The 17,045-nt window shown below is 62.9% G+C and carries 17 protein-coding genes; 4 read left to right on the plus strand and 13 right to left on the minus strand.

Annotation, left to right across the window (positions count from 1 at the left end; all coding sequences use genetic code 11):
- Window positions 1–43: 43 nt before the first annotated feature.
- The 3 genes from EPD66_RS02795 (at window position 44) to EPD66_RS02805 (ending at window position 3,480) form a co-directional block, all read left to right on the plus strand.
- The gene (locus EPD66_RS02795) at window positions 44–871 is read left to right on the plus strand and encodes an arginyltransferase (RefSeq protein WP_142846956.1); all 828 of its coding nucleotides are present in this window, start codon (window positions 44–46) and stop codon (window positions 869–871) included.
- A 126-nt stretch (window positions 872–997) separates the two neighbouring features.
- The gene (locus tag EPD66_RS02800) at window positions 998–2,098 is read left to right on the plus strand and encodes a TRAP transporter substrate-binding protein (protein WP_142846957.1); all 1,101 of its coding nucleotides are present in this window, start codon (window positions 998–1,000) and stop codon (window positions 2,096–2,098) included.
- 272 nt (window positions 2,099–2,370) lie between these two features.
- The gene (locus tag EPD66_RS02805) at window positions 2,371–3,480 is read left to right on the plus strand and encodes a TRAP transporter substrate-binding protein (protein WP_142846958.1); all 1,110 of its coding nucleotides are present in this window, start codon (window positions 2,371–2,373) and stop codon (window positions 3,478–3,480) included.
- 151 nt (window positions 3,481–3,631) lie between these two features.
- On the opposite strand, the gene EPD66_RS02810 is transcribed toward EPD66_RS02805, so the two are convergent.
- The 13 genes from EPD66_RS02810 to folK form a co-directional block, all read right to left on the minus strand.
- Window positions 3,632–5,023 carry a TRAP transporter large permease subunit gene (locus tag EPD66_RS02810; protein WP_142846959.1) on the minus strand — a complete coding sequence of 464 codons (1,392 nt, stop codon included), beginning with the start codon at window positions 5,021–5,023 and terminating at the stop codon, window positions 3,632–3,634.
- Between the two features lie 5 nt (window positions 5,024–5,028).
- Window positions 5,029–5,574: a TRAP transporter small permease subunit gene (locus tag EPD66_RS02815; RefSeq protein WP_142847128.1), complete on the minus strand. Its 546-nt coding sequence runs from the start codon at window positions 5,572–5,574 to the stop codon at window positions 5,029–5,031.
- A gap of 121 nt (window positions 5,575–5,695) precedes the next feature.
- Window positions 5,696–7,918 carry a DNA topoisomerase IV subunit A gene (gene parC / locus EPD66_RS02820; RefSeq protein WP_142846960.1) on the minus strand — a complete coding sequence of 741 codons (2,223 nt, stop codon included), beginning with the start codon at window positions 7,916–7,918 and terminating at the stop codon, window positions 5,696–5,698.
- Window positions 7,919–7,959: 41 nt separating this feature from the next.
- Window positions 7,960–8,676: a DNA repair protein RecO gene (gene recO, locus EPD66_RS02825; RefSeq protein ID WP_185961235.1), complete on the minus strand. Its 717-nt coding sequence runs from the start codon at window positions 8,674–8,676 to the stop codon at window positions 7,960–7,962.
- Between the two features lie 3 nt (window positions 8,677–8,679).
- Entirely contained in the window at window positions 8,680–9,576 is an 897-nt protein-coding gene (gene era / locus EPD66_RS02830) for a GTPase Era (RefSeq protein ID WP_142846962.1), read from the minus strand.
- Window positions 9,573–10,265, minus strand: coding sequence for a ribonuclease III (gene rnc, locus EPD66_RS02835; protein ID WP_142846963.1), 693 nt, complete (start codon window positions 10,263–10,265; stop codon window positions 9,573–9,575). Before rnc ends, era begins: the two co-directional genes overlap by 4 nt.
- A gap of 5 nt (window positions 10,266–10,270) precedes the next feature.
- Entirely contained in the window at window positions 10,271–11,011 is a 741-nt protein-coding gene (gene lepB, locus EPD66_RS02840; RefSeq protein WP_142846964.1) for a signal peptidase I, read from the minus strand.
- A 94-nt stretch (window positions 11,012–11,105) separates the two neighbouring features.
- Window positions 11,106–11,528, minus strand: a complete 423-nt coding sequence (acpS, locus tag EPD66_RS02845; protein ID WP_142846965.1) for a holo-ACP synthase — start codon at window positions 11,526–11,528, stop codon at window positions 11,106–11,108.
- Window positions 11,525–12,280, minus strand: a complete 756-nt coding sequence (locus EPD66_RS02850; protein ID WP_142846966.1) for a pyridoxine 5'-phosphate synthase — start codon at window positions 12,278–12,280, stop codon at window positions 11,525–11,527. Before EPD66_RS02850 ends, acpS begins: the two co-directional genes overlap by 4 nt.
- On the minus strand, window positions 12,280–12,891 hold the full coding sequence (locus EPD66_RS02855) for a DUF2062 domain-containing protein (protein WP_142846967.1): 612 nt from the start codon (window positions 12,889–12,891) through the stop codon (window positions 12,280–12,282). The genes EPD66_RS02850 and EPD66_RS02855 overlap by 1 nt, the downstream gene beginning before the upstream one ends.
- Before the next feature lie 80 nt (window positions 12,892–12,971).
- Complete coding sequence (locus EPD66_RS02860) at window positions 12,972–15,119, minus strand: bifunctional (p)ppGpp synthetase/guanosine-3',5'-bis(diphosphate) 3'-pyrophosphohydrolase (protein ID WP_142846968.1); 2,148 nt, start codon at window positions 15,117–15,119, stop codon at window positions 12,972–12,974.
- A gap of 146 nt (window positions 15,120–15,265) precedes the next feature.
- Window positions 15,266–15,679 (minus strand): DNA-directed RNA polymerase subunit omega, encoded by a 414-nt coding sequence (gene rpoZ, locus EPD66_RS02865; protein ID WP_142846969.1) that lies wholly within the window; start codon window positions 15,677–15,679, stop codon window positions 15,266–15,268.
- A 77-nt stretch (window positions 15,680–15,756) separates the two neighbouring features.
- On the minus strand, window positions 15,757–16,257 hold the full coding sequence (folK, locus tag EPD66_RS02870; protein ID WP_142846970.1) for a 2-amino-4-hydroxy-6-hydroxymethyldihydropteridine diphosphokinase: 501 nt from the start codon (window positions 16,255–16,257) through the stop codon (window positions 15,757–15,759).
- Window positions 16,258–16,446: 189 nt separating this feature from the next.
- On the opposite strand from folK, the gene EPD66_RS02875 reads away from it, so the two are divergent.
- Window positions 16,447–17,043, plus strand: a complete 597-nt coding sequence (locus EPD66_RS02875) for an NYN domain-containing protein (protein ID WP_142846971.1) — start codon at window positions 16,447–16,449, stop codon at window positions 17,041–17,043.
- Window positions 17,044–17,045: the final 2 nt, after the last annotated feature.

Consider the following 17,045-nt stretch of genomic DNA (forward strand, 5'->3'; position numbering starts at 1 on the left):
ACCATATTGGGACTGTATGAACAAGCGGGACCGATGCAGGACAATGGATCATATTCCCCTTAAGCGGCCACATTTCTTCTTCACCACAGCACCCCTGCCCTGTCCCTACATTGCGGGAAGGCTGGAACGAAAAATCGTCACCGAACTGACGGGGCCGGATTCGGAAGTCCTCCACGAAGCCTTGTCCCGGGCCGGCTTCCGCCGCAGCCATTCCATCGCCTATACTCCCGCCTGCCCCGGCTGCAATGCCTGCGTCCCGGTGCGCATCGTCGTCGATGAATTCACCTCCAAGCGGTCCATGCGGCGGCTGCAGAAGATCAACGGCGACCTGCGCGCCTCGGAAGTGCCGGCACGCGCTACCTCGGAACAGTACCGCCTGTTCTCGCGCTACCAGGACTCCCGCCATTCCGGCGGCGACATGGCCTTGATGGGCTTCTACGACTACCGCTCGATGGTCGAGGACAGCCCCATCGACACCGTCCTGATCGAGTTCCGCGACCCGCAGGGGGTACTGATCGGCTGCTGCCTGACCGACCGCATGAGCGACGGCCTGTCGGCCGTCTACAGCTTCTTCGAGCCGACCCAGCCCGAGCGCAGCCTGGGCACCTATGTGATCCTGTGGCTGGTGCAGGAGGCCAAGCGCCTGGGACTGCCCTATGTCTATCTGGGCTATTGGATCGCCGAAAGCCGCAAGATGGCCTACAAGGCCCGCTTCGCCCCGTTGGAAGCCTTCGGCCCCGGCGGATGGCGCGTCATCGACGCCAAGGCGCAGACCGACGCGGCCAGAAAGCGCGAAGAGCAGAAAGAGCGGCAAGTTCTTGAGGATACCGCTAAAGGAGGACAGTTGCGTTCGGGCGATTTGTATTTATAATTCGTCAAACGCAACCCCAAGGTAAGGATCAACCCCCAGGGGCTGCGCGCGAGGATGGATATGTCTCCATCACCGCTTTGCCAGATCATAAACAGATCATAATAAGTCCCCGGGAGGAGACCTTTAATGAAACGCCGCGATTTTTTGACCGGCGCCGCCGTGACGGGCGTCGCCGCCGCCTCTGCCACTTTTGCGACTCCTGCCATTGCTCAAGGCAAGCAAGAGTGGCGGATGGTCACCACTTGGCCCAAGAATTTCCCCGGCATGGGGGTCGGCGCCAATCGTCTGGCTCAGCGCATCACCGAAATGTCCGACGGCCGCTTGACGGTGCGCGTCTATTCCGCCGGCGAACTGGTTCCCGCCTTGCAGACCTTCGATGCGGTCATTGAAGGCTCGGCGGAAATGAGCCATGGCTCCGCGTATTACTGGCATGGAAAGTCGCGGGCGGCGAGCTTCTTCAGCGGCGTTCCCTTCGGCATGACCTCCAACGAGTTCAGTGCCTGGATCCGCTATCTCGGCGGCCAGGAAATCTGGGACGAAGTCTACGACCAGTTCGGTGTCAAGGCTTTCCTCTGCGGCCAGACCGGCACCCAGGCCGGCGGCTGGTTCCGCCGCGAACTGTCATCGGTGAATGACATCAAGGGCATGAAGTTCCGCACCCCCGGCCTCGGCGGCCAGGTGTGGGAACGCCTGGGGGCCACCGTGGTCAACCTGGCCGGTGGCGAAATCTTCCAGGCCCTGCAATCGGGTGCCCTGGATGCCGCCGAATTCGTCGGCCCCTATAACGACCTCGCCCTGGGCTTCCACCAGGTCGCCAAGAACTACTACTTCCCCAGCTTCATCGAACCCGGCCTGGCCTTCGAACTGACCGTCAGCAAGTCGAAGTTCACGGCCCTGCCCAAGGACCTGCAGACGATCGTCGAGATCGCCTGTCAGGCCGAATACGAGCAGATGACTGCCGACTTCTATTCCCACGACCCGCAAGCCCTGCGCACGCTGGTCGAGAAGCATGGGGTCAAGATCCACCAATTCCCCGAGGACATCATCGAAGCCGGCGCCAAGGCCTCGGCCGATCTCCTGCGGGAATTGCGCGAAGGCGGCGACGCCCTGACCAAGAAGACCGCCGATTCCTACGCCACCTCCCTGGCCCTGGTGCGCGAGCGCACCCAGAACGTGGACATGGCTTATCTCGCGGCGCGCGAGAAGTTCTTCAACGGTCTGAGCTAAACGCCGGCTCACCGGATAGGAAGGAGGCTCGTGTCGCAAGGCACGGGCCTTCTTTTACTATTGGGCAGCCAAAACCAAGGCCTTCGGCATACGACTGGGCATTGCACCCCCAACTTTTGTCCCTATAATGCCCGCCCGGCTCGTTATATGGCCGCCTTTTATCCGCAATGCCTTGCAGAAAGTAGATCGGCTCGGGACACGCCCCAGCGTCATCGTTTCTTTGGCTGCAGGGATGGTCTCGACACTCCGACCCTCAGGGAGGATTACGAAATATGAAACGTCGCGAATTCCTCTCCGGTGCAGCTGTCACCGGCGTCGCAGGTGCCGCCTTCGCCGCCTCCTCCTTCCCCAAGCCAGCAATCGCCCAGGGGAAGCAGGAATGGCGCATGGTCACCACTTGGCCCAAGAATTTCCCCGGCATCGGCGTCGGCGCCGCCCGCTTGGGCCAGCGTATCACCGAAATGTCCGACGGTCGCTTGACGGTGCGCGTCTATTCCCAAGGTGAGCTGGTGCCCGCCCTGCAGGCTTTCGATGCGGTCATCGAAGGCTCGGCCGAGATGAGCCACGGCACCCCCTATTACTGGCACGGCAAGTCCCGCGCGGCGAACTTCTTCAGCGGCGTGCCCTTCGGCATGACGGCCAACGAACTCAGCGCCTGGATCCGCTATCTCGGCGGTCAGGAAGTCTGGGACGAGGTCTATGCCCAGTTCGGCGTCAAGGCCTTCCTGAGCGGCCAGACCGGCACCCAGGCGGGCGGCTGGTTCCGCCGCGAGCTGACCGGCCTGTCGGACATCCGCGGCCTGAAGTTCCGCACCCCCGGCCTCGGCGGCCAGGTGTGGGAGCGTCTGGGCGCCACCGTGGTCAACCTGCCGGCCAGCGAACTGTTCCAGGCCCTGCAATCGGGTGCCCTGGATGCCGCCGAATTCGTCGGCCCCTACAACGACCTCGCCCTGGGCTTCCACCAGGTCGCCAAGAACTACTATTTCCCCAGCTTCATCGAGCCGGGCATGGCGACGGAACTGACCGTCAGCAAGGCCAAGTTCGAGGCCCTGCCCAAGGACCTGCAGAAGATCGTCGAGATCGCCTGCCAGGCCGAATACGAGCAGGTCACCGCCGATTTCTATGCCCATGATCCGCAGGCCCTGCGTGTCCTGGTCGAAAAGCATGGCGTCCAGGTCCATCAATTCCCCGAGGAGATCGTCGAAGCCGGTGCCAAGGCCTCGGCCGATATCCTGCGCGAATTGCGCGAAGGCGGCGATCCCCTGACCCAGAAGACCGCCGAATCCTTCATCAAGGCCATGACCCTGCTGCGTGAGCGCACGCAGAACGTGGACATGGCCTTCTTGCAGGCCCGCGAGAAGTTCTTCACCAATCTCAGCTGATCCTTCCCACAAGCGACCTGAGGGCAAGGCCCGCACCCCAAGGTGCGGGCCTTTTTTCATGACTGGATGGAGACCCGGCGAGACAAGAAAAGAAGAAAGGCCCGCGCCATCGGACGCGGGCCTTGTAATCAGGGCCGGATGATTGCCGCGATCAGCGGAAGATCATGGTCGGCAGCCAAGTGGCGAGGTTGGGCCACATGAACAGGGCGGCCAGCGCCAGGATCTGCAACGCCACGAAGGGGATCACGCCGCGATAGATCTGCAAGGTCGAGACGCTGTTGGGCGCCACGCCGCGCAGATAGAAGAGCGAGAAGCCGAAAGGCGGCGTCAGGAAGCTGGTCTGCAGGTTCACGCCGATCATCACGCCGAGCCAGATCGGGTTGACGTCCATCATCAGCAGGATCGGTGCCGTGATCGGCATGACGATGAAGATGATCTCGAACGTGTCCAGGATGAAGCCCAGCACGAACATCAGCAGCATGACGAAGATCACCGCACCCAGGGCGCCGCCGGGCAGCGAGGAGAGGAATTCCTCGACCAGGGCTTCACCGCCCATCATGCGGAAGACCAGCGAGAAGACGGTCGCACCGAACATGATGATGAAGACCATGCAGGTGATCTCGGCCGTCGACTTCATCACGTCCCGCAGATTCTGCAAGGTCAGGCGTCCGCGCAGGGCGGCCAGGACGCTCGCCCCCACGGCGCCGACCGAAGCCGATTCCGTCGGCGTGGCAATCCCCAGCAGGATCGAACCCAGCACGGCGACGATCAGGGCCAGCGGCGGGATCAAGGCCACGACGACCTGGCGGACGATATTCTTGCGCTCGGTCTCGTTCATGGGCATGGCAGGGCAGCTCTTGGGATCGATGACGGCCTTGACCATCACCCAGCCCATATACAGCAGGACCAGCAGGACGCCGGGCAGGAAGGCACCGGCGAAGAGGTCGCCCACCGACACCGGATCGGGCGCGAAATTGCCCTTCTCCATCTGCACCTGAGCATTGATGCCCGAGAGCATGTCGCCCATGAAGATCAGCACGGTCGAGGGCGGGATGATCTGCCCCAGCGTGCCCGAGGCGCAGATGACGCCCGAAGCGAGCTTGGGGTCGTAGCCCGCGCGCATCATGGCCGGCAGACTGAGCAGGCCCATGGTGACGACGGTGGCGCCGACGATGCCGGTCGAGGCCGCCAGCAGCGCGCCGACCACCACGACCGACAGGCCGAGGCCGCCGCGCAGGCTGCCGAAAAGCTGGCCCATGGTCATCAGCAATTGCTCGGCGATCTTGGAGCGCTCGAGCATGACGCCCATGAAGATGAACAGCGGCACAGCAACCAGCACTTCATTGACCATGATGCCGGTATAGCGCGTGGCCAGCGCACCCAGATTGGAGGGATCGAAGGCTCCCAGCAACCAGCCGATGCCACCGAAGATAAGAGACGTGCCGGCCAGCGCGAAGGCCACCGGATAACCGAGCATCAGCACCAGGATGATGCCGAAGAACATCACCAGGCTGAGAATCTCGCCGATCAGAACGGTATCCATGGTCCTTAGTTTCCTTCGTAGCGCAGATCTTCGGGGAGCAGATGTTCGTTACCCGTCAGGACCAGGATGCTGCGTCCGACCATGGCCAGACCTTGCAGGCCGACGACGACGCAGAACACCAGGATGAAGGATTTCAGGACATACAGCCCCTGCAAGCCGCCGGCATTGCTCGAGGATTCGGCAAAGGTCCAGGACCGCATCACGAAGGACCAGGAATAGAGCCAGATCACCGTCACGAAGGGCAGCAGGAACACGAAGAAGCCCAGCAGATCGACCATCGCCTTTCGCCGCGTCGAAGCAGGGCGATAGAAGATATCGACGCGCACATGACCGTTCCGCATCAGCGTATAGCCCGCGATTCCCGTGAACATCATGGCATTGAGCCAGACGTAAAGGTCCTGCATCCACACGAAACCGGTGGAGAAGGCGTAACGCATGACGACGACCGTGAAGCAGATCAGGACGATTCCCAGCGTGAACCAGGAAAAGATATGTCCGAGGATTTTATTGATTGTGCATATCAAGCGGACGAGGCCAGCCAGCGCGATCACATTCACCCCCCCGTGCTGCATTACGGCCGGCGTCATGCCGGCCGCAACGATTGCAAAAACAGAACATCCGCAACATTACGAATCGTTCTTATACGTTGGTGGTAATAGCAGTCCCGGACCTTCAGGTAAACCGGTTTGCACGGGGAAATCCGGTCGGCGGCAGACGACCGGCGGATGCGCGCTTGCCAAGCCATGCCGTCAGGTCCGGTTCATGGCGTTCGCGTTCGCCGCTCTTCCAGCGCAATCCTTCGGCGAGGGTGAAGATCTTGATGTCGGCGACCCCGCCGGCGGCGTATTTCTGGAAGATGACGCCCTGACCCCGGGTCATCACCGGAACTTCCTCCAGCTTGAACACCAGCATCTTGCGGTTCTCGCCGATAATCGCCACGGCATCCCCTTCCACGGGCAGGCAGAAGGCGGCTTTCGTCCCTTCGGGCAGGTTGAGGATCTGCTTGCCCTGGCGGGTCTGGGCGAGGACCTCGCTTTCATCGACCTGGAACCCCTTGCCCAGGTTCGACGCCACCAGCAGCTTGGTTCCCGGCTGGTGGACGCGCATCGCCACGACTTCCGCGTCGTTGGGCAGGTCGACGGACAGGCGCAACGGTTCGCCGAAGCCGCGCCCGCGCGGGATCTTGTCGCCTGAAAGGGTGTAGAAGCGGCCATTGCTGCCGAAGAACAGGATCTTGTCGGTGGTCGAGGCCTGGACCGAGAAGAGCAGCGAATCGCCGTCCTTGAACTTCATGTCCTCGACGCTGGAAACATGCCCCTTCACCGCCCGGATCCATCCCTTCTCGGACAGGATGACGGTGATGTCCTCCTTCTCGATGAAGGCTTCCAGCGGCACGTCGACCACGGAAGGAGCCGCCCCCAGCTCGGTACGGCGGCGGCCCAGTTCGGTGTTCTTGCCGAATTGCTTAGCCGTCGCGGCGATCTGCTTCGAGATGACCTTCCAGCGGCGCTTCTCGTCCGAGAGCAGGGTTTCCAGTTCCGCCTTTTCGCCCGACAGCTTGTCATGCTCGGTACGGATCTCGATTTCCTCGAGCTTGCGCAAGCTGCGCAGGCGCATGTTCAGGATGGCCTCGGCCTGGATCTCGGTCAGCTTGAAGCGCCGCATCATCTCCTGCTTGGGCTCGTCCTCCTCGCGGATGATGCGGATGACCTCGTCCAGGTTGAGATAGGCGATCAGATAGCCTTCGAGGATTTCCAGGCGGCGCTCGATCTTGGCCAGACGATGGCGCGACCGGCGCAGCAGCACTTCATGGCGATGGTCGAGGAAGGCGCGCAGCACTTCCTTCAGGTTCATCACCCTCGGCGTGGAATCGGCATCGAGCACATTCATGTTGAGGCCGAAACGCACCTCGAAATCGGTCTGGCGGAACAATTGTTCCATCAGGACTTCGGGGTCGACGCTGCGGTTGCGCGGCTCCAGCACGATCCGCACGTCCTCGGCCGATTCGTCGCGGATATCGGCCAGAAGCGGCAATTTGCGCTGGGCCAGAAGCTCGGCCACCTTCTCGATCAGCTTGGACTTCTGGACCTGATAGGGGATTTCGGTCACGACGATCTGATACAGGCCGTGGCTCAGCTTTTCCTGGCTCCACCGCGCACGCAGGCGGAAGCTGCCGCGTCCCGTACGATAGGCCTCGGCCACATTCTCGGCGGTTTCCACCAGCACGCCGCCCGTGGGGAAGTCCGGCCCCGGCACCAGCGGCAACAAGGCGTCCACGGCGCAATCGGGATGGGCGATCAGGTAGACCAGCGCGTCGCACAGCTCGCCGACATTATGCGGCGGGATATTGGTCGCCATGCCCACGGCGATGCCCGAGGAGCCGTTGGCCAGCAGATTGGGAAAGGCCGCCGGCATGACCACCGGCTCCTGCTCGGTGCCGTCATAGGTCGGGCGGAAGTCCACCGCATCCTCGTCCAGCCCGTCCATCAGGGCCTGGGCCACCGCCGTTAGCCGCGCCTCGGTGTAACGCATGGCCGCAGCATTGTCGCCGTCGATATTGCCGAAATTGCCCTGCCCCTCGACCAGCGGATAGCGTACCGCGAAATCCTGGGCCAGACGGACCATGGCGTCATAGACCGCGACGTCGCCATGGGGGTGGTACTTACCGATCACATCGCCGACCACACGGGCGCATTTCTTGAAGCCGGCATCGGGATCCAGCTTCAATTGCTGCATGGCATAGAGCAGCCGGCGATGGACCGGCTTCAGGCCGTCGCGCACATCGGGCAGCGAGCGCGAGACGATGGTGGACATGGCATAGGCGAGGTAACGCTCGCCCAGGGCGTCGGACAGCTTCACGTCCTGAACAAGATCGGCGGGGGCTGTTTTCGGCATGCTAACCTGAACAAATCGAGAAAGATGGCCAGTATACTAGCTTATGGACGCAGCCGGTCAACCAAACGGGACCGGGCCGCGGGCAGAGACAGGCCATGGGCCGCCATGACATGCCGGTCAAGGAAATATCCCGTCAAGGCCAGTCCGGCCAGCAGGTCTTCCGCCCTGCCCTCGCCGCCCGCCAGCAGGAAAGCGGGCAAAGGCAAAAGCTTGGTCCGCCAGGGCTCGCCCGCCTGACGCGAGACGGCCCGCCCGCTCTTGGGAGAGACCCAACACAATTCCTCGGTCACGCCGGTCGCCGCGCAGGCCGAGAGGTCCAGGCCGAAGCCCAATTCGCGCAGCAGGGCCAATTCCCAATGCACATAGACGGTGGCCCAGGATTCGGAGGGCAAGGCATCGAGCAGGGCGCGGGTGGCATCCCACAGGGCGGGATGGGCCTCGCGCTCAGGCAAGGCCGCCTCGACGAGGGCGCAGGCCGAACTGAGGGCAGAAAGCCGGGCGGCGTCGCTCAGTAACGCCCCGGCCACGTCGCGGAGGGGATCGAGATGGAAGCTGCCCAATTGCTCGGACAGCCGCGCCCGCCATGTCGCCAGGACCAGATTGCCGGGCTGGAGCACGCCCCGCATGGCCCGGCTCGCCCCGCCCGGCACCATGCCGGCATGCACGCCCTTGCCACGTGCGAAGAGCGTCGCCACCGCCCCTGCCTCGCCATGACGGCGGGCCGAAAGCAGGATGGCTTCCTCGCTCCATTCCATCAGCGGCTAGACGTCGAAATCCAGGCCCATGTCGCTGTAATGGGACCGGCGCTCCAGCCAATCCTCCCGCACCTTCACATGCAGGAACAGATGGACCCGGCGTTCCAGGATATGTTCCAGTTCCGTGCGCGAAGCAGCGCCGATGGCCTTCACCTGGCGGCCCTGCTTGCCCAGCACTATGGGCTTCTGGCTTTCCCGCTGGACATAGATGACTTGATCGATGCGGACGCTGCCGTCGTCGCGGTCCTGCCAGGATTCGGTCTCGACGGCGATGGAATAGGGCAATTCCTGGTGAAGCTGCAGGAACACCTTCTCGCGGGTGATCTCGGAGGCCAGCAGGCGCATGGGCATGTCCGAGACTTCGTCCTCGGGATAAAGCCACGGCCCGGGCGGCAGGATACCGGAGAAGAATTTCAGCAGATCGGCCACGCCGTCGCCGGTCTGGGCGCTGACCATGAAGACATCGGTGAACAGCCCGGTCTGGTTCAACTGGTCGGCCAGGCCCAGCAAGGTCTCGCGCTTGACGAGATCGACCTTGTTGAGCACCAGGATCGCCTTGCGGCCGGATTCCGACAGCTTGTCCAGGATGCTGCGGGTATCCTCGTCCAGGCCCTTGGCGGAATCGATCAGCAGCGCGATGCGGTCGGCATCGCCGGCCCCCGTCCAGGCAGCAGCCACCATGGCCCGTTCCAGACGACGCTTGGGCGTGAAGATGCCCGGCGTATCGACGAAGATGATCTGGGCTTCATCGACCATCGCGATGCCCAGCACGCGCGAGCGCGTGGTCTGGACCTTGGGCGAGACGATGGAGACCTTGGTCCCCACCATCTGGTTCATCAGGGTCGATTTACCGGCATTCGGTGCCCCCAACAGGGCGACGAAGCCGCAACGGGTTTCGCTCACGACTTCACCTTTTCCAACATGGCTTGCGCGGCGGCCTGCTCGGCCGCCCGTTTCGAGGTGCCTCGGCCGGTCACGCTTTCAACGCCTTCGACCATCACCTCCACCAGGAAGATAGGCTCGTGCGGTGGCCCTTCCATCCCCAGCGTCGTATAGAGGGGCAATTTGCGGCCCAGTCCCTGCGCCCATTCCTGCAAGGCCGTTTTGGCATCCTTGGGCGGCGTCAGGGCCTCGCCCATCAACGGTTCCCAATGGCGGCGTACGAAGGAAGCGGCCACATCCAAGCCGGCATCGGCATAGAGGGCGCCGATCACCGCCTCGCAGGCATCGGCCAGCAGCGTCGGATTATTGCGCCCCCCCGTTTCCTCTTCGCCACGCGACATGGCCAGGCAAGCACCCAGCCCGATCTCGGCGGCGACCCGGGCCAGCGCCTCGCGCCGGACCAGAGCGGCATGGCGCCGCGCCAGGGCCCCTTCATTCTCATTGGGGAAGGCGTTGAACAGCATTTCAGCCACCACCAACCCTAGCACCCTATCGCCCAGGAATTCCAGCCGCTCATAGCCGCCGCGCCCCGAGGCGCGGCCCTGGCGTCCCTGCAAGGCGCTGGGATGGGTCAGCGCCTCGTCCAGAAGCCTGGGATTGGAGAATTTGTATTCCAGCGCCTGATGAAGCCGTGCCCGTTCCTTCGCCATGGCGGCTACTCGATCCTGCTGAAGATGCGCTCCCACCGGATCGCCCACGGCCATTTCCACACTTCCCACAAGGCGGCGCTGCGGTCGGTGGAGAAGAACAGCACCTCGGCACGGCCGACCAGATGGTCGACGGGCACGAAGCCCACCTCGGGATAGCGGCTATCCTGCGAGTTGTCGCGGTTGTCGCCCATCATGAAGTAATGGCCTTCGGGAACGTGATAGACGCGGGTTTCGTCCATCATGCCGCGGTCGCCATGGGCTTCGAGGATGCGGTGCTCGGTGCCGTTGGGCAGGGTCTCGATATATTGCGGAATACGCTCGACGCCACCCAGGGGGCCGCGGACCACGTAATCCTCGATCTGGCGGCGCTGGACCGGCTCGCCGTTGATATGCAGCACGCCCCCGACCATCTGCACCGTTTCGCCCGGCAGGGCGACGACGCGCTTGATGAAGTCCTTCGAGGAATCGGTCGGCAGCTTGAAGACCACCACGTCACCGCGCTCGGGCGGCGTGAACATGATGCGGCCCTCGAAAAGCGGCAGGCCGAAGGGCAAGGAATAGCGGCTGTAACCGTAGGAATATTTCGAGACGAACAGGTAATCGCCGACCAGCAAGGACGGGATCATCGAACCCGAGGGAATATTGAACGGCTCGAACGCCACGGTACGGACGAAAATGGCGATCAGTACGGCGTAAACGATCGTCTTGACCGTTTCCGCAACTCCGCCCGGCTTCTTTCCCGACATTAACTGCTAGCTCTAAATATTTGAAAGGAAATAAAAAGAATGGAAAGTCCGATGTCATCGGACCGGCAGATCAAGCCAGCCTGGGCCCCATCTGTCAAGTCGCATGCCCGGCCGGCACGGCAGAGATGATGACCACGGCCTGGGCCAGGGGGTATTCATCCGTCATCGTCAGGTCGATCTGCGCCACCATGCCCGGCGGCGTCATGGCGGCCAGACGCTCGGCCGCCCCGCCCGTCAGCGCCAATGTCGGCTTGCCCGAGGGCAGGTTCACGACGCCCATGTCGCGCCAGAAGATGCCGTCACGGAACCCCGTTCCCAGGGCCTTGGAGCAAGCTTCTTTGGCGGCGAAACGCTTGGCGTAGGTCGAGGCCAGCTGACGCGGCGCGCCCGCCCGGCGTTCCGCCTTGCTGCGCTCGGCAGCGGTGAAGATGCGCCCGACGAAGCGCTCGCCGAAACGTTCGAGGGTCTGTTCTATGCGGCGGATATCGACGAGATCGTTTCCCAGGCCGATGATCATGCCGAACGCTCGCCGGTGCTTTCCGCGCGGGCTTGGTCCATCAGGGCGCGCATGCGCTTGATGGCGCTGTCCAGCCCGCCGAAGATGGCCTCGCCGATCAGGAAATGGCCGATATTCAACTCGACGAGAGTGGGAATCGCGGCGACCGGCTGTACCGTCTCGAAAGTCAGCCCATGACCGGCATGGCATTCCAGCCCCAACGCGTCGGCATGGGCGGCGGCAGCGGCAAGCCGGTCCAGTTCGCGGCCGTGCAGATGGGCCGGAGCGTCGCAATAGGCGCCGGTATGCAACTCGACCACCGGCGCCCCCAGCGCCACGGCGGCGTCGAGCTGGCGAGGGTCCGCCTCGACGAACAGGGAAACACGGATGCCCGCCTCACGCAGCGCGCCGACGAAGGGACGCAGTTGCTCCATCTGACCGGCGGCATCCAGGCCGCCCTCGGTCGTCCGCTCCTCGCGCCGCTCGGGCACGATGCAGGCTGCATGCGGACGATGGCGCAGGGCGATCTCCAGCATTTCCGGCGTGGCAGCCATTTCCAGGTTCAGCGGCAGGTCGATCTCCTCGACCAGGCGCAGGATGTCTTCATCCGAGATATGGCGCCGGTCCTCGCGCAGATGCGCCGTGATGCCGTCCGCTCCCGCCTGGGCAGCCATCCGGGCGGCGCGGACGGGATCGGGATGGCCGCCTCCGCGTGCATTCCGGATGGTCGCGACATGGTCGATATTGACACCAAGGCGCAACGGGTACTTCATCACTGGCCCTCCTGTTTGCTGGCCTGGCGCAGCACGGCCACCTTGCTGAGGCGGCGGGTCAAGCGCAGATGCTGATAACTGGCCACGAGTCGGCGCAGGGGAATATAGAACGCAATTCCGGTGATGATGGACAAGGGAATGCTGCCCACCAGCATCGGAGCCAGGACCGGCCAGATCTTGCCGCCGATCTGCTGGAGATCAAGAAAGATCACGGCCTGCCACAGGCCAGTGAACATACCGACGAAATCTGGCCTGCTCGAAACCGCCGGGGAGGCATCCCCCAGGATCCAGTCACCTAGCCAATAGGTCGACCACCAGATGGCCGGGAAGGTCCAGGGATTGCCCACCACAGTCCCGATGGCCGAGGCCACCACATTGGCGCGGATCGCCCAGGCGGCCAGGGCGGCGAGGATGAAATGCGCTCCCACCAACGGCAGCACCGAGGATGCGGCACCACAAGCGAAACCGGCCGCGATGCCGTAGGGCGTGCCCGGCAAACGGGCTAGGCGATGCCCCACATAGCGCGCTGCACGGCTCCAGCCTGAGCGGGGCCATACAAGGTCGCTCAGACGACGGGCCAAGCCCGGCTTTTGTCGGCGTCGAAACAGCATGTTACTTCACGGCTCTCCCATCTGGGCCTTCGCCCAAAATTATGGGAGAAATCATGACCCACGCCACTCTGGAAATCATCTTAATTGCGCGCCCGCTCCACCGAATTGATAGCCGGTGTGGCGCGCAAGGCGGCGATGATATGGGTCAGGTGTTTCACGTCCCGGACTTCGACGTCGATGATCATTTCGAAGAAGTCCGGATTGCGGTTCGTGATCTTCAAATTGGTGATGTTGCCGAGATTCTTCGCGATCACCGTGGACAGGTTGCCCAGGCTGCCCGGCTCGTTGGCCACCACCAGATGCATGCGGCCCAGATGGACGTCGTTCCCATCCACGTCGGATTCCCAGGCTAGGTCGAGCCAGCGTTCCGGCGCGTCGGCGAATTGCTCCAGCGTATCGCAGTCGATGGTGTGGATGGTCACGCCCTTGCCGGTGGTCACGATGCCGACGATGCGGTCGCCGGGCAAGGGATGGCAGCAGCCCGCGAAATGCATGGCCATGCCGGGAATCAGCCCCTTGATCGGCACGGCGTGCTTGCCGTCGGGCTTCTTGCTGGCGCGCTTGAGCGGCACCACGTTGTCGGTTCCGGCACGCGCCACCGTCTTGATGCCGGGATAGACGGCCTGGACCACTTCGCGGCCGGTATGCACGCCCTCGCCCACCGCCGCCAGCAGATCGTCCAGGCTGTTCGCCTTGAAGATCTTCAAGACGCCTTCCAGGCCCTTTTCGGTGTAATCGTAGCCTTCCTGCTTGAAGGCCTTCTGGAGGATGGCGCGGCCCAGGTCCAGATACTGGCTGCGCTGCTGGGTGCGGATGAAACGGCGGATACGGGCGCGGGCCTTGCCGGTGACGACGAAGCGTTCCCAGGTCGGTGACGGCGTTTGCGCCTTGGAGGTGATGATCTCGACCTGGTCGCCATTCCCCAGCTGGGTGCGCAGCGGCATGATGCGGCCGTTGATCTTGGCCCCCACGCAGGTATCGCCCACCTCCGAGTGGACGGCATAGGCGAAGTCCACGGGACAGGAACCGCGCGGCAGGCCGATCAGGTCGCCCTTGGGCGTAAAACAGAAGACCTGGTCCTGGAACATCTCCAGCTTGGTATGCTCGAGGAATTCCTCGGGCCCCGCCGCATGTTCCAGGATGTCGAGCAATTCACGCAGCCAGCGATACTGGCGCCCTTCTGTGACCTTGCCGCCCTGCTTGTACTGCCAGTGGGCCGCCACGCCCAGCTCGGCGATCTCGTGCATTTCCTGGGTGCGGATCTGCACCTCGATGCGATGGCGCTCCGGGCCGTAGACGCCGGTATGCAGCGAGCGATAGCCGTTGGGCTTGGGCGTCGAGATGTAGTCCTTGAAGCGGTTAGGCACCATCGGGTAGCGGGAATGGATCACGCCCAGGGCGCGATAGCAGTCCTCGATGGAATCCACCACCACGCGGAACGCCATGATGTCCGAAAGCTGCTCGAAGCCGACATTGTTGCGCTGCATCTTGCGCCAGATGGAATAGGGCGTCTTCTCGCGCCCCGAGACGGTGGCCTTCACCCCCGCCTCGTCCAGGATGCTGCGCAATTCCTCAAGGATGCGCCCGATCAGATCGCCCCCCTGGTCGCGCAGGAAGTTCAGGCGCGCGATGATCGAGGAGCGGGCATCGGGGTGAAGTTCGGCGAAGGCGAGGTCTTCCAGCTCGCTCTTCATCTCCTGCATGCCGATACGCTCGGCCAGCGGCGCATAGATCTCCATCGTCTCGAGCGCGATGCGGCGGCGCTTCTCGGGCTTGGAGATGTAATGCAGGGTGCGCATATTGTGCACCCGGTCGGCCAGCTTGACCAGCAGGACGCGGATGTCCTCGGACATGGCCAGCACGAGCTTGCGGAAATTCTCCGCCTGCTTGGAATGATCCGATTGCAGTTCGATCCGCGTCAGCTTGGTGACGCCATCGACCAGCCGCCCGATCTCCTTGCCGAACAGCTTCTCGATGTCTTCCAGCGTCGCCGGCGTGTCCTCGATCGTATCATGCAGCAGGGCAGTGATGATCGAGGCCGCATCGAGGCGATAGCCGGTCAGAATGCCGGCCACTTCGATGGGATGGGAAAAGTAGGGGTCGCCCGAAGCCCGCAATTGCGACCCGTGCATCTTCATGGCGAAGACATAGGCACGGTTGATCGCGCTCTCGTCGGCTGACGAGTCGTAGGTTTTGACGCGTTCAACGAGTTCGAACTGGCGCATCATGGGCGGACGGGCCTGGAGATATGGCTCGCAAATGCGATGACCTGCCGCCGTTGCGTGCCTAACGGCGCAAGACTATGACGATATGACATGAGGAACAGGGGACAGCCGGAACCTGACGAATCTTCCATGCTGCCCCCTATCAAAATTCAGTCCTCGACGGAATCGCCCAGGTCGTCCATGCCGAAGGCGTCGCCGTCGAACGACGTGCCGTCTTCGTTGACCGAAAGCACATCTTCGGCCAGTTCTTCGTCAATGGCCGCTTCGCTCTGGTCGAGCGCCATGTCGCGCTCGGCGGCGAAGGCTTCCATTTCGTCCTCTTCGGGCTCGTCCACTTCGACATGGCGCTGCAGGCCCGAAATCACCGCATTGCGCAGGTGATCCAGATCGACCGTTTCCTCGGCGATTTCACGCAGAGCGACGACCGGGTTCTTGTCGTTGTCACGATCGACGGTCAGAGGACCGCCCGACGAAATCTCGCGAGCGCGCTGGCCGGCAAGGAGCACCAGCTCAAAGCGATTAGGAACCTTCTGGACGCAATCTTCGACCGTTACGCGAGCCATGGAACAGCTTCTCCAAATCTCATGGACAATTAATTAGGATATATATTTGGGCAGAGCGGCGAAAGCAAGAAAGAGACTTATATCTCTTCCCCTTGAATCACCGGTTCTGCCGTCTGCCCTGGCGGCAGGGCCGCGATCATCTCTCCGATGCCCTTCCCGGTCACGGGATGTACCCAATCCGGAGCCAGTTCGGCCAGGGGCAACAGAACGAAGGCGCGCTCGGCCAGGCGAGGATGCGGCACCTCCAGCCCTTCCGTGATCCGTTCCCGCCCATAGGCCAGCAGGTCGAGGTCGACCACCCGGGCGGCGTTGCGCTCGCCGCGCACGCGCCCGAATTCCCGCTCAACGTCATGGAGAAGCGCCAGCAATTCCGCTGCCGTCATCCCGGTTTCCACCCTGGCGACGCCGTTCACGTACCAGGGCTGATCCGAGACCGGCACCGGCGCCGTCTTCCACCAGCGGGAACAAGCCACCACCCGAGCCCCTCGCCGCTCGATCTCGGCCAAGGCCGCTTCCAGGGTCTCGCGGGGGGAGCCGTAGCGGCTGGGAAGGTTGGCACCCAGGCCGATGAGAATCACGTTTTCATCCCCTTTTATTACCGTGCTATGTCCTGGGGAAACCCTTGCGGCGCTTACCCGTGCCACTTACCTTAGTCATGTTATGTGAGGACTTACCATAGCCTGATCCGGCCCGGCAGCGAAAATTCGGCACTGCTTCTCGGCCGTCTGCCATATGACTACCTCAGATTCATTTGTGAGTAAAAAGCCATGATATTTTATCCGCAAGAGCGGCTCGGCCTTTTTATAGACGGGTCGAACCTTTATGCCGCTGCCCGCGCCTTGGGCTTCGACATCGATTACAAACGACTTCTTGAACTGTTTGCGTCCAAGGGACATCTGGTTCGCGCTTTTTACTATACTGCTTTGGTTGAAGACCAGGAATACTCCCCCATCCGCCCGTTGGTCGACTGGCTGGACTACAACGGCTATACCATGGTCACCAAGCCGACCAAGGAATTCACCGACGCCACCGGCCGCCGCAAGATCAAGGGGAACATGGATATCGAACTGGCCATCGACGTGATGGAGATGGCCCAGCATCTGGATCACGTGGTGCTGTTCTCGGGCGATGGCGACTTCCGCCGGCTGGTCGATGCCGTGCAGCGCAAGGGGGTGCGGGTCACGGTGGTCTCGACCGTGCGGTCCCAGCCGCCCATGGTCGCCGACGAATTGCGCCGCCAAGCCGATAATTTTGTGGAATTGCTGGAACTGGAACCCGACATCGCGCGGGCGCCCATCCACCGTGAATCCCCCCAGCCGCGCGAGAATTATGCTCCGCGCGACGATGACGACCAACAAGCCTGATC

Origin of the sequence: Telmatospirillum sp. J64-1 (genome assembly GCF_006980715.1) — a bacterium.
GTDB lineage: Bacteria > Pseudomonadota > Alphaproteobacteria > Rhodospirillales > Magnetospirillaceae > Oleiliquidispirillum > Oleiliquidispirillum nitrogeniifigens.

Excerpts from the sequence above, each read along its gene's own strand:
- EPD66_RS02875 (WP_142846971.1), top strand. The coding sequence starts at position 16,447 with ATGATATTTTATCCGCAAGAGCGGCTCGGCCTTTTTATAGACGGGTCG.
- rnc (WP_142846963.1), bottom strand. The coding sequence starts at position 10,265 with ATGGCGAAGGAACGGGCACGGCTTCATCAGGCGCTGGAATACAAATTC.
- EPD66_RS02855 (WP_142846967.1), bottom strand. The coding sequence starts at position 12,891 with ATGCTGTTTCGACGCCGACAAAAGCCGGGCTTGGCCCGTCGTCTGAGC.
- EPD66_RS02800 (WP_142846957.1), top strand. The coding sequence starts at position 998 with ATGAAACGCCGCGATTTTTTGACCGGCGCCGCCGTGACGGGCGTCGCC.
- lepB (WP_142846964.1), bottom strand. The coding sequence starts at position 11,011 with ATGTCGGGAAAGAAGCCGGGCGGAGTTGCGGAAACGGTCAAGACGATC.
- EPD66_RS02850 (WP_142846966.1), bottom strand. The coding sequence starts at position 12,280 with ATGAAGTACCCGTTGCGCCTTGGTGTCAATATCGACCATGTCGCGACC.
- EPD66_RS02805 (WP_142846958.1), top strand. The coding sequence starts at position 2,371 with ATGAAACGTCGCGAATTCCTCTCCGGTGCAGCTGTCACCGGCGTCGCA.
- parC (WP_142846960.1), bottom strand. The coding sequence starts at position 7,918 with ATGCCGAAAACAGCCCCCGCCGATCTTGTTCAGGACGTGAAGCTGTCC.
- EPD66_RS02795 (WP_142846956.1), top strand. The coding sequence starts at position 44 with ATGGATCATATTCCCCTTAAGCGGCCACATTTCTTCTTCACCACAGCA.
- EPD66_RS02810 (WP_142846959.1), bottom strand. The coding sequence starts at position 5,023 with ATGGATACCGTTCTGATCGGCGAGATTCTCAGCCTGGTGATGTTCTTC.
- EPD66_RS02860 (WP_142846968.1), bottom strand. The coding sequence starts at position 15,119 with ATGATGCGCCAGTTCGAACTCGTTGAACGCGTCAAAACCTACGACTCG.
- rpoZ (WP_142846969.1), bottom strand. The coding sequence starts at position 15,679 with ATGGCTCGCGTAACGGTCGAAGATTGCGTCCAGAAGGTTCCTAATCGC.
- acpS (WP_142846965.1), bottom strand. The coding sequence starts at position 11,528 with ATGATCATCGGCCTGGGAAACGATCTCGTCGATATCCGCCGCATAGAA.